Source organism: Saccharothrix deserti, from assembly GCF_009769385.1.
In the GTDB taxonomy this organism is placed as follows: Bacteria; Actinomycetota; Actinomycetes; order Mycobacteriales; family Pseudonocardiaceae; genus Actinosynnema; species Actinosynnema deserti.
Genome location: NZ_ML775962.1, coordinates 254,285 through 276,264, shown reverse-complemented (window position 1 = coordinate 276,264; position 21,980 = coordinate 254,285). Strand labels below are relative to the sequence as shown.

Annotated in this window: 21 protein-coding genes; 5 read left to right on the top strand and 16 right to left on the bottom strand. The window is 72.0% G+C overall.

Features of this window, described 5'->3' with window-relative positions; all coding sequences use genetic code 11:
- Positions 1–20 precede the first annotated feature (20 nt).
- The gene (locus FM051_RS08250; protein ID WP_158842300.1) at positions 21–1,346 is read right to left on the bottom strand and encodes a GGDEF domain-containing protein; all 1,326 of its coding nucleotides are present in this window, start codon (positions 1,344–1,346) and stop codon (positions 21–23) included.
- Between the two features lie 516 nt (positions 1,347–1,862).
- Positions 1,863–3,059 (bottom strand): MFS transporter, encoded by a 1,197-nt coding sequence (locus tag FM051_RS08245; RefSeq protein ID WP_158842299.1) that lies wholly within the window; start codon positions 3,057–3,059, stop codon positions 1,863–1,865.
- Positions 3,060–3,200: 141 nt separating this feature from the next.
- Between FM051_RS08245 and FM051_RS08240 the strand changes: the two genes are divergently transcribed.
- Positions 3,201–4,145, top strand: a complete 945-nt coding sequence (locus tag FM051_RS08240) for an RNA polymerase subunit sigma-70 (RefSeq protein ID WP_274383517.1) — start codon at positions 3,201–3,203, stop codon at positions 4,143–4,145.
- 242 nt (positions 4,146–4,387) lie between these two features.
- On the opposite strand, the gene FM051_RS08235 is transcribed toward FM051_RS08240, so the two are convergent.
- Both FM051_RS08235 and FM051_RS08230 read right to left on the bottom strand, forming a co-directional pair.
- Entirely contained in the window at positions 4,388–5,014 is a 627-nt protein-coding gene (locus FM051_RS08235) for a DJ-1/PfpI family protein (RefSeq protein ID WP_158842297.1), read from the bottom strand.
- A 29-nt stretch (positions 5,015–5,043) separates the two neighbouring features.
- Positions 5,044–6,000 carry a GlxA family transcriptional regulator gene (locus tag FM051_RS08230; RefSeq protein WP_158842392.1) on the bottom strand — a complete coding sequence of 319 codons (957 nt, stop codon included), beginning with the start codon at positions 5,998–6,000 and terminating at the stop codon, positions 5,044–5,046.
- A 78-nt stretch (positions 6,001–6,078) separates the two neighbouring features.
- Between FM051_RS08230 and FM051_RS08225 the strand changes: the two genes are divergently transcribed.
- Together FM051_RS08225 and FM051_RS08220 are read left to right on the top strand one after the other, a co-directional pair.
- On the top strand, positions 6,079–6,831 hold the full coding sequence (locus FM051_RS08225; protein ID WP_202918735.1) for an aminotransferase class IV: 753 nt from the start codon (positions 6,079–6,081) through the stop codon (positions 6,829–6,831).
- Positions 6,832–6,893: 62 nt separating this feature from the next.
- A complete protein-coding gene (locus tag FM051_RS08220; protein WP_158842295.1) occupies positions 6,894–7,790 on the top strand; it encodes a hypothetical protein in 897 nt (298 codons plus the stop codon).
- 10 nt (positions 7,791–7,800) lie between these two features.
- Here the strand turns inward: FM051_RS08220 and FM051_RS08215 are convergent, their stop codons facing one another.
- Both FM051_RS08215 and FM051_RS08210 read right to left on the bottom strand, forming a co-directional pair.
- Positions 7,801–8,250 (bottom strand): Lrp/AsnC family transcriptional regulator, encoded by a 450-nt coding sequence (locus tag FM051_RS08215; RefSeq protein WP_202918734.1) that lies wholly within the window; start codon positions 8,248–8,250, stop codon positions 7,801–7,803.
- Positions 8,247–9,374, bottom strand: coding sequence for a M24 family metallopeptidase (locus tag FM051_RS08210; RefSeq protein ID WP_158842294.1), 1,128 nt, complete (start codon positions 9,372–9,374; stop codon positions 8,247–8,249). Before FM051_RS08210 ends, FM051_RS08215 begins: the two co-directional genes overlap by 4 nt.
- 257 nt (positions 9,375–9,631) lie before the next feature.
- Here FM051_RS08210 and FM051_RS08205 point away from each other — a divergent pair, with 257 nt between their 5' ends.
- Positions 9,632–10,573, top strand: a complete 942-nt coding sequence (locus FM051_RS08205) for a 5'-3' exonuclease (protein WP_158842390.1) — start codon at positions 9,632–9,634, stop codon at positions 10,571–10,573.
- Between the two features lie 214 nt (positions 10,574–10,787).
- Here the strand turns inward: FM051_RS08205 and FM051_RS08200 are convergent, their stop codons facing one another.
- The 3 genes from FM051_RS08200 to FM051_RS08190 form a co-directional block, all read right to left on the bottom strand.
- Complete coding sequence (locus FM051_RS08200) at positions 10,788–11,996, bottom strand: GNAT family N-acetyltransferase (RefSeq protein ID WP_158842293.1); 1,209 nt, start codon at positions 11,994–11,996, stop codon at positions 10,788–10,790.
- Positions 11,997–12,139: 143 nt separating this feature from the next.
- Positions 12,140–12,838, bottom strand: coding sequence for a DUF4333 domain-containing protein (locus tag FM051_RS08195; protein ID WP_158842292.1), 699 nt, complete (start codon positions 12,836–12,838; stop codon positions 12,140–12,142).
- 139 nt (positions 12,839–12,977) lie between these two features.
- Positions 12,978–15,743 (bottom strand): DEAD/DEAH box helicase, encoded by a 2,766-nt coding sequence (locus FM051_RS08190; RefSeq protein ID WP_158842291.1) that lies wholly within the window; start codon positions 15,741–15,743, stop codon positions 12,978–12,980.
- Between the two features lie 128 nt (positions 15,744–15,871).
- On the opposite strand from FM051_RS08190, the gene FM051_RS08185 reads away from it, so the two are divergent.
- Positions 15,872–16,357, top strand: coding sequence for a hypothetical protein (locus tag FM051_RS08185; RefSeq protein ID WP_158842290.1), 486 nt, complete (start codon positions 15,872–15,874; stop codon positions 16,355–16,357).
- On the opposite strand, the gene FM051_RS08180 is transcribed toward FM051_RS08185, so the two are convergent.
- From FM051_RS08180 to FM051_RS08150, 7 genes are all read right to left on the bottom strand, one after another.
- Positions 16,341–17,267 carry a diacylglycerol/lipid kinase family protein gene (locus FM051_RS08180; protein WP_158842289.1) on the bottom strand — a complete coding sequence of 309 codons (927 nt, stop codon included), beginning with the start codon at positions 17,265–17,267 and terminating at the stop codon, positions 16,341–16,343. The two genes, FM051_RS08185 and FM051_RS08180, sit on opposite strands and share 17 nt — an antisense overlap.
- 59 nt (positions 17,268–17,326) lie before the next feature.
- Entirely contained in the window at positions 17,327–18,241 is a 915-nt protein-coding gene (gene tatC, locus FM051_RS08175; protein WP_158842288.1) for a twin-arginine translocase subunit TatC, read from the bottom strand.
- Positions 18,242–18,366: 125 nt separating this feature from the next.
- The gene (tatA, locus tag FM051_RS08170; protein ID WP_158842287.1) at positions 18,367–18,717 is read right to left on the bottom strand and encodes a Sec-independent protein translocase subunit TatA; all 351 of its coding nucleotides are present in this window, start codon (positions 18,715–18,717) and stop codon (positions 18,367–18,369) included.
- Positions 18,710–18,967 (bottom strand): bacteriophage holin, encoded by a 258-nt coding sequence (locus FM051_RS08165; protein ID WP_420803575.1) that lies wholly within the window; start codon positions 18,965–18,967, stop codon positions 18,710–18,712. The genes tatA and FM051_RS08165 overlap by 8 nt, the downstream gene beginning before the upstream one ends.
- A 27-nt stretch (positions 18,968–18,994) precedes the next feature.
- Positions 18,995–19,966: a helix-turn-helix transcriptional regulator gene (locus FM051_RS08160; protein ID WP_158842285.1), complete on the bottom strand. Its 972-nt coding sequence runs from the start codon at positions 19,964–19,966 to the stop codon at positions 18,995–18,997.
- Positions 19,963–20,949: a helix-turn-helix transcriptional regulator gene (locus tag FM051_RS08155; protein ID WP_158842284.1), complete on the bottom strand. Its 987-nt coding sequence runs from the start codon at positions 20,947–20,949 to the stop codon at positions 19,963–19,965. Before FM051_RS08155 ends, FM051_RS08160 begins: the two co-directional genes overlap by 4 nt.
- 171 nt (positions 20,950–21,120) lie before the next feature.
- Complete coding sequence (locus tag FM051_RS08150; RefSeq protein WP_158842283.1) at positions 21,121–21,969, bottom strand: alpha/beta fold hydrolase; 849 nt, start codon at positions 21,967–21,969, stop codon at positions 21,121–21,123.
- Positions 21,970–21,980 lie beyond the last annotated feature (11 nt).

The following is a 21,980-nucleotide window of genomic DNA, read 5'->3' as shown; positions in this document are numbered from 1 at the left end:
TCGGCGGGTAGTCGCGCTTCTTACACGCCGGGCCGTTCCGATCTCGCCGCCGGCGTCCACGGTGAACGGCGCCGCCTGCCCGCTGCCTGCACCTGGTCCCGGCCGAGCCGCTTCGCCTCGTACAGCGCGGAATCGGCCGCCGCGAGCAGTCCTTCCACGGTGTCCTCGGCGACGTCCGGCCACACCGCGATGCCGATGCTGACCGTGAGCCCCGCCACCATGCCGCCGTTGCCGTCGTCCACGATCACCCGGTGCACCTCCGAGCGCATCCGCTCGGCGATCGCGATCGCCTCCTCGTGCTCCACGCCCGGCAGCAGCACGGCGAACTCCTCGCCGCCGAAGCGGCCCACCGCGTCACCGCGCCGCACCGCGGACTCCAGCGCCGCCGCGATCCGCCGCAGCACCAGGTCGCCGGTCTGGTGGCCGTGGGTGTCGTTGATGTCCTTGAAGTGGTCGACGTCGATCATGAACAGGCCGACGCTCGCGCCCGGCGGCTGCTGGCGGGTGCGCTGCAGCTCCAGCGTGGCCTGCAGGTGCCACGCCTCGGCGTTGAGCAGGCCGGTCTTGGTGTCGGTGCGGGCGGCCAGCTCCAGCTGGTGGATGAGCACGGTGCGGTGCAGGGCGACGGCCGCGACGACCATCGGCACCGCGAACCCGGGCCACCACGCCACGCCGAGGGCGACGAACCCGCCCATCGCGAGCTGACCGGCTTCGAGGAGGTTGTCCGCGGCGCTGCCGAGCGAGTCCTTCACCGAGCGGGGCCGGACGGTCAGCAGGATCACCGCGGCGACCAGGGCGGTGTTGACCAGCCACTGGGCGGTGCCAGCGCCGACCAGTCCGACGAGGTCGAGCGCGCCTCCGGGCTGCCCGGCCTGGAGGTGGTCGCGCAGGCCGGTGACACCCGCCACGGTGCTCGCGGCGAGCGTGGCCAGCACCATCATCGCCGTGGTGAACACGCACCGGTGCGGTGGACGTGACGCGTCCCAGCGGCCGACGACCCACCAGCGGTGCGCGTACATGATCACGACGAGCGCGACCGCGAGCGTCGGCGGCAGCACCAGCGCGCCGGCCAGGATCCAGATGCTGCACAGGTCGACGTGCGGCAGGTGGCTGTGGTCGCGGCGGATGCGTTCGATCCAGCGGGAGCAGTGCAGGTGCAGCGCGGCGCAGCCGAGCAGGACGGCGAACGTGGTCCAGGAGTCGGTGGGCACCGGCCAGGCGGTGGTGGCGGCGATCGCGACGGTGGCGAGCAGATCCACCGACAGCACGTACACCAGGGCCTGCCTGGGCAGGGACCATAGTGACCAGCGTCGATCGCCCGACGACGTCGAACGCGCTGTGCCCATGATTCCTCACGACTGTCTATCCCGGACTGTCATGGTATCCGGACGGAGGGTCACAGTAATGGTGACCTGCGCGGATGTCAGCCGCTACCGGGGTGACGCAACCCGCTGGAGGTGATTGCGGTGCGCGACAAGATCTGGTGAAACCGCTGGTCAGCAGCCCTTTCGAGGGCCTGTCGAGTCCTGTCGAGACGGACGGAGGTGCGGTTGTGCGCGACAAGATCTGGTGATCCCCCTACCGACCCGGTTCCGACCGCCGCCATTGCCGAGGGGAGGTGCGCCGCCATGCGCGACAAGATCTGGTGATGCGGAGTTCCGCAGACGACCGTGAACGATGCCCCCCGGAGCCAGGCGCGGGCCGCGGCGAGCCTCCGACTCCCGCGGCCGGCGCACCGCGCAGCACACGTCCCACGCGACACGATCGGGTGATCATGCCCCGACGACCTAAGAAAACGCTGTAATCTTTGGGTTGAAACGTCGGTTGAAACAACGAGGACCGCCGACCAACCCGCAATCCCGTCAGTTCACCGCGGCAGGCGCGACCCGCGACCAAGCGGAGGTGGCGGCAAGGGCCAGGACGGTGCCCGCGATGCCCGCCACGGCGATGGCGGTGGTCGCCGAGCCGGCGACGGTGGCCAGCAGCCCGCCCGCGGCCACGCCGATCCCCTGCGCGGCCACCAGGCCACTGCGGGCGAAGCCCAACGCCTGGCCGCGCTGCTCGTCCGGCACGAGGCGGACGAACGTGGCCCCCGCCGTCACCTGGTACGCGCTGAACACGCCGCTCAACGCGAGCAACGCCGCCGCCCCGACGAGGTTCGGCGCGAGCAGGTAGCCGACCAGGGGCAGCGCCGTGGCGACGGCGAGCAGCCCGAGCAGCCGCACGCGCACCGACGCGGGCAGGAAGCGCAGCAGGACCGTCCCCAGCACCATCCCGGCCGGGTCGGCGGCCAGCAGCAGGCCGACGCCCGCCGCGCCGGCGCCGACCTCCGCCGAGAACGGCGCGGCCAGCCCCTCCGGCACCACGGTGAACAGGGCCAGCCACCCCAACCCGACCAGCAGCCGCAGCCTCCGGTCCCGCCACACCAACGCCGCACCGGCGCGAATCCGCACGTGGACGGCGGGCACGAACGCGGGAGCGGGCCGTTGACGCAGACCGAACCGCAGCAGCAGAGCCGACAGCGCGAACGTCACCGCGTCCGCCAGCAACGCCCCGGACGTGCCCAGCCACGCCACCACGAGACCGCCGCCGACGAACCCCAGCAGCAGCCCCGCCTGGTGGGTGATCAGGTGCACCGACTGCCCGGCCTCGTACCGGTCCCCCAGCACGGACGGCAGCAGCGCGCCCTGCGCGGCGGCGAACGGCGGCTCCGCGAGCTGCGCGACCACGAGCAACGCCGCCACCAGCGGCAGCGGCACGCCGGGCACCGCCATCACGGCCAGCAGCACGGCCCGCACGACGTCCGCGACCACCATCACGGTCCGCCGGGGGTACCGGTCGGCCAGGCCGGTCAGCAGCACGCCGGACACGAGCGCGGGCAGCATCGTCAACGCGTAGGTCAGCGCGGTCCACGCCGCGGACCCGGTGCGCTGGAACACCAGCACGGACAGCGCCACCCGGGCCAGCTGGTCGCCGACGGTCGACAGCACGGCCGCCGACCACAGCACCCGGAACTCCGGCACCGCGAACACCGCGCGGAACCCCGTGCCCCCGCCCAACAGCTCCCCCGATCCGACGTGACCGATGACCGATGCGTGACCGGTGACCAATGACCGATGCGTGACCGATGAGTTTCCCGGGCCGGCTGAGTCACATGTTGTGCGGCGTGCGACCGGCACGCCACCGTACAAGCCCGGAGGGTGACCATGAGCGAGGTTGCGGCGATGACGGTTGACTTCACGCGAGAGGCCGAGCGGTACCGGCACGAGCTGCGGGTGCACTGCTACCGGCTGCTCGGTTCGTTCGACGAGGCCGAGGACCTGGTGCAGGAGACGTTCCTCAAGGCGTGGCGCGCCAGGGACACGTTCGAGGGACGTTCGTCGTTCCGCGCCTGGCTGTACCGGATCGCCACGAACGCGTGCCTCGACGTGATCAACCGACGTCCCCCGCACACCACGACCGACGAGATGCCGGCGGCCGACGTGCCGTGGCTCCAGCCGTTCCCGGACTCCCTGCTGGACGCCGAACCGGACGCGGAGGTGGTGGCGCGGGAGACGATCGAGCTGGCGTTCCTGGCCGCGGTGCAGCACCTGCCGGCGAAACAGCGAGCGGTGCTGGTGCTGCGGGACGTGCTGGGCTGGCCGGCGACCGAGACGGCGGCGTTGCTGGAGGAAACCGTGCCGGCGGTGAACAGCGCGCTGCAACGCGCCCGCGTCACCATGCGCAAGCACCTGCCGGAACGGCGTGCCGACTGGTCGGGTGAGCCGAACCCGAAGGAGAAGGCGGTGGTCCGGAGGTTCGTGGAGGCCACCGAGCGCTGCGACATGGAGATGCTGGCCGCCGCACTGCGCGAGGACGCCACGTGGACCATGCCGCCGCAGCCCGAGTGGCACCGCGGCCGGGACGTGCTGATCGGCTTTTGGGCCGAGGTCATGGTCGGCCCGAAGGCGTTCGGCGAGTGGAAGGTGCTGGAGACCAGGGCGAACCGGCAGCCGGCCATCGCCAACTACGTCCGCGAGCCCGGCGAGGAGCACTTCAAGCCGGTTGCGCTGGACGTGCTGCGCGTCGAGGACGGCGAGATCACCGAGGTCATCACGTTCCCGTCGGACCGGTTCCCGCTCTTCGGCCTGCCCGCGACGCTGTGAGCTTCGACGCTGTGCGGTTCGACGTCCGCGTGGTCACCGTCGCGGGTTCCCGCCCCTACGACGAACGGGAGTGGCGGGACGCGCTGGTGATCGTGCTCAGCGGCGAGCTGGACCTGGACGGCGAGCTGTTCCCGGAGGGCTCGGTGCTGGCGTTGGCCGGGTTGCCGCTGGAAGTCCTGCGCCAGCACGGCGGGCAGCCCGCCGTGCTGGTCGCGGTGACCCGGTCGACCGGGTCGACCGGGTCAGCTGCCGACGATCACGCCACGGACGAAGGCGACGAGTTCGGCGGACGCGGTCTCGGGGGACCCGGCCCGGTAGGGCGGCCGGGGGTCGTACTCGATGACGAGCTGGGTGAACTCGGCCCGGTCGTCACCCCAGATCCGGCCCGCCAGGGTGAGCGCCATGTCGATCCCGGCGGCCACCCCGGCGCCGGTGACCACGGACCCGTCGACCACCACCCGGTCGGTGCTCACCACCGCGCCGCGGGCGGCCAACTCGTCGCGCAACGCCCAGTGCGTGGTCGCGGGGCGGCCGTCGAGGATGCCCGCCTGCGCCAGCAACGTCGACCCTGAGCACACGGAGGTGGTCCAGGTCGCGGTCGGGTGCACCTTGCGCAGCCACGCCGCGACCACGCCTTCCTCCAGCACCTCGGCCCAGGCCGCGCCGCCGGGCACCACGATCACGTCGGCGCGGTCCAGCACGTCGAACGTGGTCGTCGGCATGATCGTCAGCCCGGCGTCGGTGCGCACCGGGTCGAGTGACGCGGCCACGAAGTGCGCGGTCACCTCCGGCTGGTGCCCCAGCACCTCGTACGGCCCGACCAGGTCCAACGCGGTCATGTCCGGGTAGAGCACGAAAGCCACGTCCATCGCTTCCCCCTCGTTGTCAACGCTGTCGTTCAGGCCACACCGGAGGTGCGGAACCTGTGGCGGTAACCGCCCGGCGTCACGCCGAGCACCCGCAGGAAGGCCCGGCGCATCGTCTCCGCCGTGCCGAAACCACTGCGTCGAGCCACGACGTCCAGCCCCTCGTCGCCCGACTCCAACACCCCGGCCGCCGCCTCGACCCGGACGCGTTCCACGTACCGGGCGGGCGGCACGCCGACCCGGCTCGGGAACACGCGGGCGAAGTGCCGCGGGCTCATCGCGGCGCGCCGGGCCATCTCCTCGACCGTCCAGCCGGCCGCCGGGTCGTCGGCGACGGCGTCGAGCACCGCCCGCAGGCCCGGTTCGCGCACGGGCGGCACGCGGGCACGCACGCTGAACTGCGACTGGCCGCCGGGCCGTTGCAGGAACACCACCATCCAGCGGGCGACCAGCCTGGCCAGCGCGGCGTCGTGGTCGCGTTCCACCAGCGCCAACGCCAGGTCGATGCCCGCGGTGACGCCGGCGGACGTGGCCAGCCGCCCGTCCCGCACGTAGATCGCGTCCGGCACCACCTCCACCGACGGGTGGTCGGTGGCGAGCCGGTCGCAGTACGCCCAGTGCGTGGTGGCGCGGGCACCGTCCAGCAGCCCGGCCGCAGCAAGCAGGAACGCGCCCGTGCACACGCTCGTCACCCGCCGCGCGTCGGCCGCGACCCGCCGCAGGTGGTGCAGCAGTTCCGCGTCACGGGCCACGTCGGCGAACCCGAAGCCGCCGGCCACCACGACCGTGTCCACCCCTCCGGACACGTCCCGCAGGTCCTCGGCCTCCATCCGCAGCCCGCCGCCCACCGCGAACCCGCCGCCGACCGCCGCCAGCCGCACCCGGTAGGCGGCGCCCGCCCGGTTCGCGCCGTCGAAGACGTCCACCGGGCCGGCGATATCGGTCAGCGTCGCCCCCTCGTACCCGACGACCAGCACCTCGCGTTCCACACCGTCCACCCTCTCCACCGCCCGGCGCGGCGGCAACGACCGATGACCCTCGATTCCTGCCACGCTACGGTCGCGTCCGTGCTGAGGATCGAGATCGACGGCGAGCCGCCGACCAGCGAGCGGCTGGCGTTCGGCCTGCTGAGCAACTACGGGCACTTCACCGCCATGCAGGTCCGGGACCGCCGCACCAAGGGCCTCGACCTGCACCTGCGCCGGCTCGACCAGGGCACCCGCGAGCTGTACGGCACGGGCCTGTCCGGCGACCGCGTCCGCACCCTGATCTCCCACGCGCTGGGCGACGACGTGCGTGACGCGGCCGTGCGGGTCGTCGTGTTCGGTATCGGCGTGCCGTCGGTCATGGTCGCGGTGCGGCCGCCGTCCACTCCCCCGGCGACGCCGCAGCGCCTGATGTCGGTGGACTACGCCCGCCCGCTGCCGCACGTGAAGCACCTCGGCGGGTTCGGCCAGATCCACCACGGCAACCGCGCCGAGCGGGCCGGTTTCGACGACGCGCTGCTCACCTCCGACGGGGTGGTGGTGGAGGGCGCGATCGCGAACATCGCGTTCCTGGACGACAGCGACGACCTGGTGTGGGCGCAGGCCGACTGGCTGCACGGCATCACCATGCAGTTGTTGGAACGGGAGTTGCCGTCACGCCGGGAGGTGGTGCGGCTGGCGGACGTCGGCCGCTATCGCGGCGCGTTCCTGACCAACTCCGTCGGGGTGGTCGCGGTGTCGCGGATCGACGACGTCGAGTTCGCGGTGGACGCTGCGGCCATGGCCCGCGTGCAGGCCGCCTACGACGCGATCCCCGCCGACCCGTTCGAGTAGCCGCGCCGGTTGAGTAGATCCACCGATGCCCCGCCGGACGGCCGCGCGGGACCGTGTGCGGTGTGATCGACTTCAGGGTTCCCGTGCAGATCGCCGTGGTGTGGCTGGTCATGGCGTTGTCGGCGGTCGTGGTCGGCTGGCTGGTGCTGTTCGGGTTCTTCGTCGAGAGCGCGGCCCTCGTGGCGATCGGCATGGTCGGCCCGTTCGCGGTGGTCTTCCTGATCGGCACGTTCACCGCCGGTGGCAGCCCGTTGACGGCCACCGCGCCGCGCCGCATCGGGTGGGCCGCGCTGGTGACGGTGTTCGGCCTGGTCGGAGCGGTGTTCTACACGTCGGTGCTGGAGGCGAGCGAACCGGCGAAACCGCCGTCGTGGCTGTCCATCGCGGGCATCGGCGTGCCGTTCGCGCTGGTCGCGGCCATGCTCGCGCACGGTTGGGCGGTGCGGCTGGTCGCGGTGGGCGTGACCGTCGCGGCGGTGGCGTTCGGCATCTGGCTGCCCGGCACGATGCCGACCGACGACGCCGCGTCCCGGATCGCGCACGCGAAGCTGCCCGGCGGCGTGCTGCTGATCGCGACGCCCGAGGGCTACGACTTCCCCCGGCTGACCATCGCCGAAGGCCGCGCCAACCTGGACTACAGCCCGAACTACGGCCCGAACGGCGCCAACGGGAAGCTGCACGCGTTCCCGCGCCTGGTCGTGCTGCCGGCGACGGTGGAGACCACCGAGTTGGTGTACCGGCCGGACCCCACCGACCACGTGTTCGTGCGGCGGATGGGCGACGTCGAGGCGGTGGCCGTGGTCTCCGATCGGGCGGACGTGGAGGCCGTGCGCGAGTTCGTGCTCTCGGTGCGGCCCGCGACCGACGACGAGGTCAGGCGCCTGCTCCCGCGGGCGCCCGACCGGCGTGACCGCGACGTGCTCGCCCGCTTCGCGAACACCTGGGGCCGTTTGTTCTGACGGCCGCGCGTCACACGGCGGGCGGGCGGTCCTCGTACGGCGTGGACAGCACCACCGTGGTCCGGGTGGACACGTTCGCCGCCTCGCGGATCTGCCTCAGCAGCTCCTCCAACGCCGTCGGGGACGCCACCCGGACGCGCAGCACGTACGACGCGTCACCGGCGACCGAGTAGCAGGCCTCGATCTGCGGCAGGTGCTCCACCCGTTTCGGGTAGTCGTCCGGAGCCGCCGGGTCGATCGGGGTGAGCGAGATGAACGCGGTCAGCGGGAGGCCGATCTCGTCGCCGTCCAGCCGCGCGGCGTAACCGCGCACCACACCCCGCTGCTCCAGCCGCCTCACCCGCTGGTGCACGGCCGACACGCTCAACCCGACCCGCTCGGCGAGGTCGGTGAAGCTGCACCGCCCGTCGGCGGCGAGTTCGCGCAGGATCGCCCGGTCGATCGGCTCCAGGTTCGTCACGCGGGCAACACCACCAGCTCGTGCGGTTGGTTGTTGACGCTCTCCACGCCGTCGGCGGTGGCCACCACGATGTCCTCGATCCGCGCGCCCCACCGGCCGGGCAGGTAGATGCCGGGCTCGACGCTGAACGCCATGCCCGGCTCCAGCGGCAGGTCGTTGCCGCTGACGATGTACGGCTCCTCGTGCACGTCCAGGCCGATGCCGTGGCCGGTGCGGTGCACGAAGTACTCGCCGAAACCCGCGTCCGCGATGATCTGGCGTGCGGCGGCGTCGACCGCCTCGCACGTGACGCCGGGCCGGACCGCCTCGACGGCCGCCTTCTGCGCCGCCTGGAGGACCGCGTAGGTCTCCCACACGTCGGCATCACGCGGCTCGCCCAGCACGTAGTTGCGGGTGGAGTCGGAGTTGTAGCCCTCGGCGATCGGGCCGCCGATGTCGACCACGACCACGTCACCGGCCTCGATCACCCGGTCGGACACGTCGTGGTGCGGTGACGCGCCGTTCGGGCCGGAGCCGACGATGACGAAATCGGCCTCCGTGTGGCCCTCGGCGACGATCGCGACGGCGATGTCGGCGCCCACCTCGGCTTCGGTGCGGCCGGGGCGCAGCCACTCGGCCATGCGCGCGTGGACCCGGTCGATCGCCGCGCCCGCCTTGCGCAGCGCAGCCACCTCGGCGGCGTCCTTGCGCATCCGCAGCTCCCGCAGCACGGGGCCGGCGAGCACCTGATCCGTGCCGACGACGTCCCGCAACCGCAGGGTGTGCAGAGCGGGCATCATGTCCGAGACCGCGGTCCGGGCACCCTTCAACGCCCGCTTGACCAGGGCGTACGGGTCCTCGCCGTCGACCCAGGTGGCGACGTCGACGCCGAGTTCGTCGAGCGGGACGCCGGCGTAACCGGGCTGCTCCAGCTTCGGCACGACCAGCACGGGCGAGCCACCGACCGGCAGCACCAGACACGTCAACCGCTCGAACGACGACCCGCCCGCGCCGATGAGGTAGCGGAGGTCGGAACCGGGCGTGATCAGCAACGCGTCCACGCCCGCGATGGAGGCCGCGGCGGTGGCCCGGTCGAGGCGCGCGCGCAGGGCGTCCACGTCGACGGGCCCAACTTTGGTCGACATGACGGGCAGCCTAGTGGTGCGCGGCCCGTCGCACGCCAACACGCCGCCGCGCCCACCCGTGTGCCGCGCTCTCCCCGCCACCTGGGTCCGGCCGGCGACGACTACGGCACCAGCCGGCGCAGGCGGGCACCCGGGCTCCTCCCGGCCGCCCGTCGTCCGGACCGGTCGCACGTCGCCCGACCCGGCCGCACGTCGTCCGGGTCGGTGATGTCGATGGTCGTCGGTGGTCGTCGATGGTCTCTGGCAAGCTGTCCGGGGTGAGCAACCCGCTGGTCCTGATGGACGCCGCCAGCCTGTACTTCCGGGCGTTCTACGCACTGCCCGAGTCGATGACCGCGCCGGACGGCACACCGGTGAACGCGGTGCGCGGGTTCGTCGACACGATCGCCAAGGTCATCACCGACCGGAAGGCCGGTCGGCTGGTGGCGTGCCTGGACGCGGACTGGCGGCCGGCGTTCCGGGTCGCCGCGCTCCCGTCGTACAAGGCGCACCGGGTCGCCGAGGGCGCGGTCGAGGGCGAGGAGGAAGTGCCGGACACCCTCACGCCGCAGATCCCGATCATCCTCGACGTGCTCGACGCGGTCGGCATCGCGACCGCCGAGGCCGACGGCTACGAGGCCGACGACGTGATCGGCACCCTTGCCGCCCGCGAGACCACCGACCCGGTCGAGGTGATCACCGGCGACCGCGACCTGTTCCAGGTCGTGCGCGAGGAGCCGACCCCGGTGCGCGTGCTGTACCTCGGGCGCGGGTGGGCGAAGGCGGAGCTGCTCGGGCCGCAGGAACTGGCCGCGAAGTACGCCCTGCCCGTGCACGACGCCGGGCGCGCGTACGCCGGGATGGCGGTGCTGCGCGGCGACCCGTCCGACGGCCTGCCCGGCGTGACCGGCATCGGCGAGAAGACGGCGGCAAAGCTGATCAGCGAGTTCGGCTCCCTGCAAGCCGTGCTGGACGCGGTGCACGACGGCCGCGACCGCAAACTCACCACCCGCGCCCGCACCGCGCTCCTCAACGCCCAGGACTACCTCGCAGTAGCCCCGACCGTGGTCAACGTGGCAACCGACGCAAAAATCGTCATGGACCGCCCGGACACGGTCCCCACCGCACCAGCCGACCCGGACCGCGTCGCCGAACTGACCCGGCGCTGGGGCCTCGGCAGCTCACTGCCCAGGCTCCTGTCCGCCATGGAACGCCGCTAGGCCGCGGCCCTCCCGCAGCGCTCGCCGGCCACGGCCGGCCCGCGCGGGCCGGAAGCCGAACACCAGCCCGCAAGCCCGCACCTGTCGGAGGGTGGTCGGGTCGGAGGGTGGTCGGGTGGTCGGTCGCGGGCCTCGTTGTTTCAACCGACGTTTCAACTTGAGAATAACAGCGTTTTCCGTAGGTCGTCAGGCCATGATCACCCGATCGTGTGGGCTAGAAGTACGAACCGCACCACGGCACCTCGTCCACCGCGAACAGCGCATCGGCACGCCGGAGCGCGCCGGCCTCCACCACGTCCAGCCGACGCGTGGCAGCAAGGGTCGAGAACGACACGTCACCCAGGTACGCCGCCGCCAGCACGTCCACGTCCAGCACCAGCTCGGCCCCATCCTCCACCCGCGTGACACCGCCCGCCGCGACCCGGTACGTCCCCGAGTTCTCCGGCAGGTACACGTCACGAACCCCGATCACCACCGGCTCGCCCTCGCGGTAGGTGCGTGCCGCCAACGCGGCCGGCACGTCGAGCAGCCGCAACCACGTCTCGTCGTACTCGTCCGTCATCCGGCACGCCCGCCGGTCGCCCAGCAGCCACTGCAGCGGCTCGTCCACCGGCCGGCCGGACGCGGTCACCTCGACCACCAGGTCGATCCCGAGCACGAACAACCACAGATCGGCCCACGCCTCCGCGTCCCGCGCCCACAGGTCGAGCACCGCCAACGTGGTCGGCTTCTCGTCACCCGGATCGTGCTCGCCGGGCTCCACCTTGTACACCAGGTAGCCGTCGTCACCCGAAGCACCCGACCGCACCGCGATCTTCATGTTCTCGTCGGCCATCCTGCGCCGGACGTTCAGCCCCCACCACGCGGGCCACCGCGAGATCGTGCCCGTGCGCCCCGGCGACAGCTCCTCGAACAGCTCCCGAGCAATCCGCTCCCCCGCCTCGCCCTCGACCAGCCGCACCCGACCCGCCGGGCGCGTCCGCGGCGCCGCGTGATGCCGGTCGATCCGCAGGGACCGGTACCGGGACGCCACTCCGTACCCGTACCGCCCGTAGATCACCGTCTCCGACGCCCGCAGCGACGCCACCACGTCACCCGCCGACCGCATGGCCCGCAGCTGCTCCCGCTGCAACGCGCTCAACACACCCCGACGCGTCCAGTCCGCCCGCACCCCGACCCGGCTCACCGCCGCGTGCGGCACGACCGCACCACCCGGCACGGCCATCGTCGACGGGAACGACTGGACCGTCCCGATCATCTCCCCGTCGGCGAACGCCCCCAGCGCACGCCCCGGTTCGTACGACTCCTGCACGTACTTCCACTGGTCGTCCGGCGTGGGCGCGCGGTGCAGGGTGCCGCGGAACAACGCGTGCGCGGCCCGGTACTGGGAATCGTCCAGAACGCGGATGTCGTGATCAGTCACCACCGCATGGTGCCGGCGGGATCGTGTGAACCGCTAACGCGATTCACGCGCAGACGAACGCGCAGACGAAACCGAGGCCACCCCCGCGAACGACAGCGGGAATGGCCTCGGGCACGACACGTACGACACGTACGACACGCGGATCAGCCGGCGGGCTGGCCGACCTCGTACTCGCCGTCCTCGGTCTTGACCGTGATCTTGACCGTCTTGTCCTTGCCGCCGACCTTCGCGGTGCACTCGAAGGTCGTGTTCGGCTTGACCTCCTGGTCGGCCGGGCAGGTGGCGCTCTCCACGTCGGGGAGCTTGTAGACGTCCTTCAGGATGCCAACGACACCCTGCTGCACGGACGCCTGGTCGAAGACCTTCGTCGTGAACCAGCCCGGCGTGACGAACCCGAGGATGCTGACCGCACCGAACAGCAGCACGACCAGCGCCACGACGACCCACACGACCGCGCCGGACTTCTTCGGCGGCGGCTGCTGCTGGCCGTACTGACCCGGCTGACCGTACTGGCCGGGCTGCTGCCCGTACTGGCCCGGCTGACCGAACTGACCAGGCTGGCCGGGCTGCCCGAACTGACCCTGCTGCGGCTGCCCGTACGGGTTCGACTGCGGGTTGTTCGGGTCGTACCCGGCCGGGTACTGCTGCGTGTACGGCTGCTGCTGGGGCTGCTGGCCCCACTGCTGCTGCTGTGACGGATCCGGCTGCCCGTAGGGGTTGGGCTGCTGAGCGGGGAAACCACCCGACGGCGTGCCGGGGTACCCACCACCGTAGGGCTGTTGTTGCTGGCCCCACTGCGGCTGCGGGTCGTTCCCTCCGGACGGTCCGTACGGACTGGTCATGCTCGGCCTCCGACGGTCGGTCTGGAACAGTGTTGGTCTGAACAGCGGTCTGCACAAATGCCACAAAGCCGTTCAAGCCTTGCGGGCGCGATCAAACCACAGGTGTGCGAGCGGTACCCACCCACCCCGCAAAGCTTTGTCAAACGGTGGCCATGGCCACCACCCCGCGGCGCAACGCGTCCACCGCCTTCCGGGCGGCGGCACCCACCGGATCACCGCCACCGACCACGTCCCGGATCTGGTCCAGGAAGTCGATCACCTGCCGGCACCACCGGACGAAATCGCCCGCGCCCAGCTCCGCGCCGTTCTCCTCGGCCGCCGACAACACCTTCTCCAACGACTCGCCGCGCGCCCACCGGTACACCGCCCACGCGAAACCGGGGTCGGGCTGCCGGGTCCGGTCGAGCCGGTGCCTGCGCTCGTCGTCCTCCAGCTCCGCCCACAACCGGGCGGTCGCGGTCAACGCGTCCGACACCTTCCCCGGTGGCAACCGCGCCTCCAGCGGACCGTCCCGACGCGCCTCGTACACCAACGCCGACACCACGGCGGCCAGCTCGGCCGGATCGAGATCGCGCCACACGCCGTGCCGCAGGCACTCCGCCGCCAACAGGTCAGACTCGCTGTAGAGCCTGGTCAGCCGCTTGCCGTGCTCGGTGACCTCCTCGCCCGGCCCGGTCTCCTCCGCGTGCAGGTAACCGCGTTCCCGCAGCAGCCCGCGGATCCGGTCGAACTCCCGCGCCAACGAGTGCGTGGTCGCCGCGACCTTGCGCTCCAACTGCTCCGTCTCGGCCAGCAGCCGGTGGTACCGCTCGCCCCACCGGGCGTGGTCCTCGCGCTTCTCGCAGCCGTGGCACGGATGTGCCCGCAACGCCCGCCGCAACGTCGCCAGCTCCGCGTCGTCGTCCGCGGTGGACCGCCGCTTGCGCATCGCGGGCGCCACGATCCCGGTGGCCCGCAACGACGCCGCCAGGTCGCGCCGCGACTTCGGCGACCGCGTGTCCACCTGCTTCGGCAGCCGCATCTTGCCCAGCACCTCGACCGGCATCGGGAAGTCCGCCGACGTCAGCCGACCCGCCCACCGGTCCTCGGTCACCACGAACGGGCGCGCCTCGCCCAGCGGCTCCAGACCGGGGTCGATCACCACGGCCAGCCCGGACCGACGCCCGGACGGCACCGCGATCACGTCACCCTTGCGCAGCCGCTCCAACGACGCCGCCGCCTCGGCCCGCTTCGCCGAGGTGTTCTGCCGCGACAACGCCTTCTCCCGCTCGGCGACCCGGCGGCGCAGCGACGCGTACTCGGTGAAGTCACCCAGGTGGCACGTCATCGCCTCGGAGTAACCACCCAAGGCCTCCCGGTTGCGCTCGATGCGCCGCGCCAGGCCCACCACCGACCGGTCCGCCTGGAACTGCGCGAACGACTGCTCCAGGATCTCCCGCGCCGACGCCGCGCCCAGCTGGTTCACCAGGTTGACGGCCATGTTGTAGCCCGGCCGGAACGACGACCGCAGCGGGTACGTGCGGGTGGACGCCAGGCCACCCACCGCCTTCGGGTCGACGCCCGGCTGCCACACCACCACCGCGTGGCCCTCGACGTCGATACCGCGCCGCCCGGCCCGGCCGGTGAGCTGCGTGTACTCACCGGGGGTCAGGTCGACGTGCGCCTCGCCGTTGTACTTGACCAGCTTCTCCAGCACGACCGTCCGCGCCGGCATGTTGATGCCCAGCGCCAACGTCTCGGTGGCGAACACGACCTTCACCAGACCGCGGACGAACAGCTCCTCCACGGTCTCCTTGAACGCGGGCAGCAGACCGGCGTGGTGGCTGGCGATACCGCGCTCCAGCGCCTCCCGCCACTCCCAGTAGCCCAGCACCATCAGGTCGCCCTGCGGCAGGTCCTTGGTCTTCTCCTCGATGACCGCGCGGATCTGCTCGACCTCGTCGTTCGAGTTGAGCCGCAGCCCGGCCCGCACGCACTGCGTCACCGCCGCGTCGCAGCCCGCCCGGCTGAACACGAAGTCGATCGCGGGCAGCAGGCCCGCGCCGTCCAGCCGCTGCACGATGTCGACCCGTGACGGCGGCTTGAACCCCGACCCGCGCGGCGGCCGGCCGCGTTGGTCCCGGTTGTTGCGGTTCCGGCTCCACGGCACGTGGAAGCGGGACAGGTCGTCGGTGTGGCGCAGCAGTTGGGGGTTGATCCGGGTGTGCCCGTCGGGCGTGTCGCCCGCGAACAGGTCCAGCATCCGGCCGCCCGCCATCATGTGCTGCCACAGCGGGACGGGCCGGTGCTCGTCCACCACGACCGTCGTGTCGCCGCGCACCTCGACCAGCCACTCGCCGAACTCCTCGGCGTTGCTGACCGTGGCGGACAGGCCGACCAGCCGCACCGACTCGGGCAGGTGCAGGATCACTTCCTCCCACACCGGGCCGCGGAACCGGTCGGCCAGGTAGTGGATCTCGTCCATCACCACGTAGGCCAGGCTGCGCAGCGTCGAGGAGCCCGCGTACAGCATGTTGCGCAGCACCTCGGTGGTCATCACCACGATCGGCGCGTCGCCGTTGACCGACGTGTCGCCGGTGAGCAGGCCGACCTTCTTGGGGCCGTAGCGGGCGACCAGGTCGGCGTACTTCTGGTTCGACAGCGCCTTGATCGGCGTCGTGTAGAAGCACTTGCTGCCCTCGGACAGGGCGAGGTGCACGGCGAACTCGCCGACGACGGTCTTGCCCGCGCCGGTGGGCGCGCACACCAGCACACCGTGCCCGTCCTCCAGCGCCTCGCACGCGCGTTGCTGGAACGGGTCGAGTTCGAACGAGATGACCCCGAGGAAGTCGGTCAGCTTGGGCCAGGAGGAACGACGCCGGAAATCCGCGTACGAGTCGGCCGGAGACCGCGAAGTGCTTGACACCTGTCCAGGCTGTCATAACCCACCGACAAAATCGCTTCAGATCCGCGACGGACCGCGGAACGTCTTCTTTAATCAACACTGAAGCTATAAAGACCATCGGTACAGGTCATGCGGCACACTCGTCAACCGTGGAGGCGATTCCGTTGGCGGAGGGCGACCTCCGGTGGGTGTTCCCCGACCTGGTCGACGTGGACCCGGTGCTCGACGTGCTGCGACTGGCCGCGGCACGGGTCGAGCGGCTGGCCGACCACCTGGGCAGACCGGGCACCGGGCTGGTCTTCGACCACCTGCCCGGCGCACCCTACGCGGGTCTCTCCGGCCTCGCCGAGATCGAGGAGGTGGCCTTCCACGTCCACGTGGCGCCGCCCCGCGACCCGCACCGCCACGTGCTCACGCCTCCACCTCCGTGGCAGGTGGAGGGTGAGATCTCGGTCCGCTGCGACGCCATCCGGGACTGCGGCAGGCACGAGATCGAGACCGTCGAATCGGCGCACGACACGCCGTTGGACGCGGCCAACGGGGTGCTGACCGTCGCCGGGTGGCTGTTCGACCGGGGCACGACCGAGCCGCACGCCTCGTGGCGCAAGCGCGACGTGCTCAGCCGGCACCGCTGACCGGCTCGGGGGCAACGCCGACGGGCTCGACGGCACCCGTGACGGCGGTCAGCGCGCCGGGCACGCACGTGGCGGTCAACGGCACCGCGCCCAGCCGCTCACCGTCCGCGTAGGCGACCCAGGACGGCCCGGACAGCCGCACGGACCGCGCCCGGAACGTGCGCACCGCCGGGTGGTCCACGTGCCGCCCGGTGCGCAGCGTGGGGAGCATCCGCAGCAGGGTGCGCCGTGGTGCGGCCGCCACCACGGTCAGGTCGAACAGGCCGTCGGCAGGCGACGCGTCCGGGCACACCGGGATGCCGCCGCCGTAGCTGGTCGTGTTGCCGACCGCGACCAGCAGCGCGTCCATCTCCACCACGCCGTCCTCGGTCCCGACCACCAGCCGCTCGGGCCGCAGCGCCGCCAGTTCGGCCAGGATCGCCAGGTCGTAGCGCCGAGGACCGGCGGGCCGGCGCATCGCGTTCGCCCGCTCGTTGACCGCCGAGTCGAACCCCGCGCACAGCACGGTGGCGAACCAGGGGCCGTTCTCGACACGTCCCAGGTCGAACGTGCGGCGGGTGCCTTCGCGCAACGCGGTCACCACGTCGTCCACCGAGGTCGTGCCGAGCGCGTTGGCCAGGTCGTTGCCGGTGCCCGCGGGCACCACGGCCAGCGCGGTCGCGGACCGGGCGCAGGCCTGCACGGCCAGGTGCGCGCCGCCGTCACCGCCGAGGACGACCAGGACGTCCACGCCCTCGGCCACCGCCCGGCGCGCCGACTCCGCCGTGCCCTCCGCCGAGGACGCCACGTGCAGGTCGAGGCGGTCGACCACGTCGCGCAGCCGTGCCGCGACGGTGCCCGCCACGCGCGCCGCCCTGCCCTTGCCCGAGGCGGGACACACCAGCAGGGCCGCCCGCGTTGACGTCGCCATGGTCGGGCAGCCTACAAAGGCCGCCGACGCGTCAGGTCGCGTCGCTCGGATTCCGTCGCTCAGGTCGCGTCGTCGTAGCGGACACGTCCGGGCGGCTCCGGTGCGGGCACCGGCTCCGGCGTGGTCGTGTCCTTCGACTCCGGGTCGTCGATCGAGGAAGGCGTGTACTCGAACGGCGCGGCCTCGTCGTCGGACAGGGCATCCAAGCCCTCGTCCTTGCGCTTGCGCGCGGCCCGCCGGTCGTGGATGCGGGCTATCTGGATGGCCAGTTCGAACAGCAGGGTGAGCGCCACCGCCAACGCGACCATCGAAACCGGGTCGGTGCCCGGTGTCGCGAGCGCGGCGAAGATGAACAACCCGAACAGGATGCCGCGCCGCCAACGACTGAGCTTGTCGTAGGTGAGGATGCCGACCTGGTTGAGCATCACCACGATCAGCGGCAGCTCGAAGCTCACGCCGAAGATCAGCAGCAGCGTGAGCACGAAGTCGATGTAGTCACCGCCGGAGAGCGCGGTGAGGAACTGGCCTGCGCCGAAGCCGACCAGCACCGTCAGGCCCTGCGGCACGACGTAGAACGCGAGCGCCCCACCGAGCAGGAACAGCACCGACGCGCAGGCCACGAAGACGACCGCGAACCGGCGTTCCTTGGCGTACAGGCCCGGCGCGATGAAGCGCCAGACCTGGTACAGCCACAGCGGGCCGGTGATCACCATGCCGGCCGCCGCGCCGACCTTCAGCTGGATCATGAAGGCCTCGAACGGCTTGGTCTGCAACAGCTGACACTCGCCGTTCTGGCTGAACCGGTCGGCCACCGGGATGCCGCAGTACGGCGAGATGACGATGTCGCCGAGACTGGGCGTCCCGAAGATGTGCCAGCCCCACCAGAAGAAGCCGAAGATCGCACCGAACGCGATGAACAGCAGCGCCAGCCCGAGGCGGTGCCGGAGGTCGTAGAGGTGATCCTTCAACGACATGGTGCCGTCGGGGTTGCTCCGACGACTCGTGACCTTGCGGCGCTCCCTGCGCTGGGACCACCACCGGACCGGACTTGCCCCCACCGTGCGGACCGTCCTTCGGCTCTAGTTGGTGCGTTGGCTCGTCAGTTGCTGTTCTGCTTGTTCTGGAGGTTCTGCCCGGACTGCTCGATGGGCGGGGCGACCTGCGGCTGCGCCGGCTGAGGCTGCGCGACCGGCTGCTGGACGACCTGCGGCTGGGCGACCTGCGGCTGGGCCGGCGGCAGCTGCTGCGGCGCCTGGACCTGCTGCGCGGTGGTGCCCTGCTGGTTCGCCTGCGACTGGTCGTCCTCGTCGCGCAGGCCCTTGGTCTCGGCCTTCAGGATCTTGGCCGAGCGGCCGAGCGAACGCGCCATGTCGGGCAGCTTCTTCGCCCCGAACAGCAAGATGATCACCACGGCGATGATGATCAGCTCAGTAGCTCCGAGGTTACCCACGGTGATCCTCCTGTCTCCCCCGGTCCACCGATGGTACGCGGGGTTCGCCCTGACGGGCCTGGTCCGGACGCCGTTCGGCGAAGGCCACCTCGAGCGCGGCGAACCGCGCCCGCAGCAGACCGACACCGTCGCCGACCCTGTCACCCACCAGAGTGCTTGCGGCGCGGAATCGACGCAACGATCCGATGACTCGGATTCCGGTCACGACGAGCACGACCACCCCGAGCAGGATCAGCACCAGGATCGGCAAGTACGGCACGGCATTACGGTACTTGGCTCAGGTTGCCGGGAGGTGATCCGCCCGGCGCAACGCCGCCTCCGCCTGTCGGGCGACCTCGGCCACGAGTTCGGGCGGTTGCTCGACGTGCACCTCGCCGCCCAATCCGAGCAGCAACCGCACCATCCAGGCGGTGTCGGCGTACCGCATGAGCACCCTGGCCCGGCCTTCGGGCAACTCCACCAGCCCGTCGGTCGGGTAGTACTCGGCCACCCAGCGGCCGTCCGGTTCGAGCACCAGCACGGCCGTCCGCTGCGACGGGTCCGGCTGGAACAACCCCTCCGATGTGTCGGTGGGTGTGGCGTGCGGCGGCGGTGCGGCGGGCTCGCCCAGCACCCGCACGGCGTCGATCCGGTCGAGCCGGAACAGCCGCACGCCGTCCGCCGCGCGGCACCACGCCTCCAGGTAACTTCGGCCTTCCACGAGCAGCATCCGCATCGGGTCGACCACGCGGTCGGTGATCTCGTCCCGCGACGGCGTGTAGTAGCGCAGGTGCAGCGCGCGCCCACGCAGGACGCCGTCCGACACCGCGTCACGCACGCGTGCCGTCTCCGGCGCCTCCCGCACGGCCAGGCCGACTGCCACCCCGGCGGGCTGCGCCTGCCCCACCGCGGCCTCGATCTTCGCCACCGCCCGCTGCACGGCGGCCTGGTCGGCGACGCCGGGCGTCTCGGCCAGCGCCCGCAGCGCCACCAGCAGCGACGTCGCCTCCGCCGCGGTCAGCCGCAGTGGCCTGCTCATGCCCGCGTCGAACGTGACGGTGACCGTGTCGCCCTCGAACGACAGGTCGATCAGGTCACCGGGGCCGTAGCCGGGCAGTCCGCACATCCACAGCAGTTCGAGGTCCTTGCGAACCTGCTTCGGTGTCACCTCGAAATCGGCCGCGACCTCGTCGATCGGGATGCCCGGCCGGGCGAGCAGGTACGGCACGAGGGCGAGCAGCCGGGGCAGCCGGTCGGTGGCGGCGTTCACGCGCGCACCCCCGCACCGCGCAGCGCGCCCAGCAGCTTCTCCCGCACCGTCTTGGCCAGCACTTCGGGCTCCAACACCACCACGTCCGGGCCGAACCCGGCGATCCACCCCGCCGCCGAGTCGGGGAACCGGAGCTCGATCTCCAGCACGTCGCCCGGCTCGCCGTCGAACTCCTGCGTGCCGACGACCGTCGCCCGCCTGCGCACGCCCTGCGCACGCCCCCTGGCCACCCACAGCTTGGCGGTGGCCACGCCCTGGTCGGTGACGGGCTGGGTGCGGGCCACGAACGACAGCAGGTCGATCTCGTCCGGCCGCTGCACCGCGCCGGGCTTGCCGACGACGCGGACGTCGCCGACGATCCGGGACAGCCGGAAGCAGCGCGGCGCGTTCCGGTCGCGGTCGTGGCCGACGAGGTACCACCGGCCGCGCCAGGCGACGACGCCCCACGGCTCTACGGTGCGGGTGCGCACCTCGACCGGCACCGGGCGGCGGTAGTCGAACTCGACCACGCGCCCCTCCTGGACGGCCGCCAGCAGCGGCGGGAACGCGGGTTCGCTGGTGCGGACCTTCGGCTCGACCGGCACGTGGACGTCCTGGTCGACGTCCACGCCCGCGGCGCGGAGCTTGATCAGGGCGCCGTGCGCGGCACCGGTGAACTGCGGCGAGTCCCACAGCCGGGCGGCCAGCGCGACGGCGGCGGCCTCGTCCGGCTCCAGGTCGATGTCGCCGAGTTCGTAGTCCCGGCGGGCGATGCGGTACCCGTCGATCGCGTCGAAGCCCGCGCTGCGGCCTGTCTCCAGCGGCACGCCGAGATCGCGCAGCTCTGTCTTGTCGCGTTCGAACATGCGGAAGAACGCCTCGTCCGTCGCGGCGTCGGCATAGCCGGGGACGATGGCGCGGATGCGCTCGGCGGTCAGGTACTGCCGGGTCGAGAGCAGGCAGAGCACCAGGTTGACGAGCCGTTCGGCACGTGCGATGGCCACACGGGAACCCTAACCCCGGACGAACGCCCGGTGACGCCATCCCCGCCCGCAACGCGGATGAATGGTCCGTTCAGCCGATTGCCGAGACGGACAACCGCAGTTCGGCGGCCTGGTTCCCACGAAACGCCCTCCGCCACGTGACGCCCACACCGCACAGCCCGCACAGACCGCTCAGCCGGCCGCCCGCAGGAACCCGCGCAACTCCGCCGCCAATTCCCGCGGCACGTCCTCCGCCAGGTGGTGCCCGGACTTCATGCCGTGGCCACGCAGGTCGTCCGCCCAGTCCCGCCAGACGCCCAGCACGTCGCCGTAGAGGGTCGGCAGATCATCACCCTCCGCCCACAGGACCAGCACCGGGCACCGGACGCGCCGGCCGGCGGCGAGGTCCGCGTCGTCGTGCGCGCGGTCGACGCCGAGGCCGGCGCGGTAGTCCTCGACCATGGCGTGCACGGTCGCCGGGTCGTGCATGGCGCGCAGGGTGTCGTCGTCCACCGGCCTGCGGTCGGTGCGGTACCAGGCGTCGGGGTCGGCGCAGATGACCCGTTCCGGCACCTCGGGCTGGGCCAGGAAGAACCAGTGCCACCAGCTCCGGGCGAACTCCGCGCCGCAGCGGGCCAGCGCCGACCCGATCGGCACGACGTCCAGCGCGACGAGGTGCGTGACCAGGTCCGGGTGGTCCAGCGCGAGCCGGGTGGCGACGTACCCGCCGCGGTCGTGCCCGACCACGGCGAACCGCCCATGCCCCAACGAGCGCATGAGGGCGACGAGATCGCGCGCCATCGCCCGTTTCGAGTACGGCGCGTGGTCGGGCGTCGTCTCCGGCTTGGACGACTCGCCGTAGCCGCGCAGGTCGGGGCACACGACGGTGTGGTCCGCGGCGAGCAGCGGCGCGACGTGCCGCCACGTGGTGTGGGTGCGCGGGTGGCCGTGCAGCAGCAGCACGGGCGGCCCGGAACCGCCGTGGCTCACCCGCAGTTCCGCGTCGCCCGTGTCGATCCTGCTCAGCGTGAAGTCGGCCACCCGTCCCACCT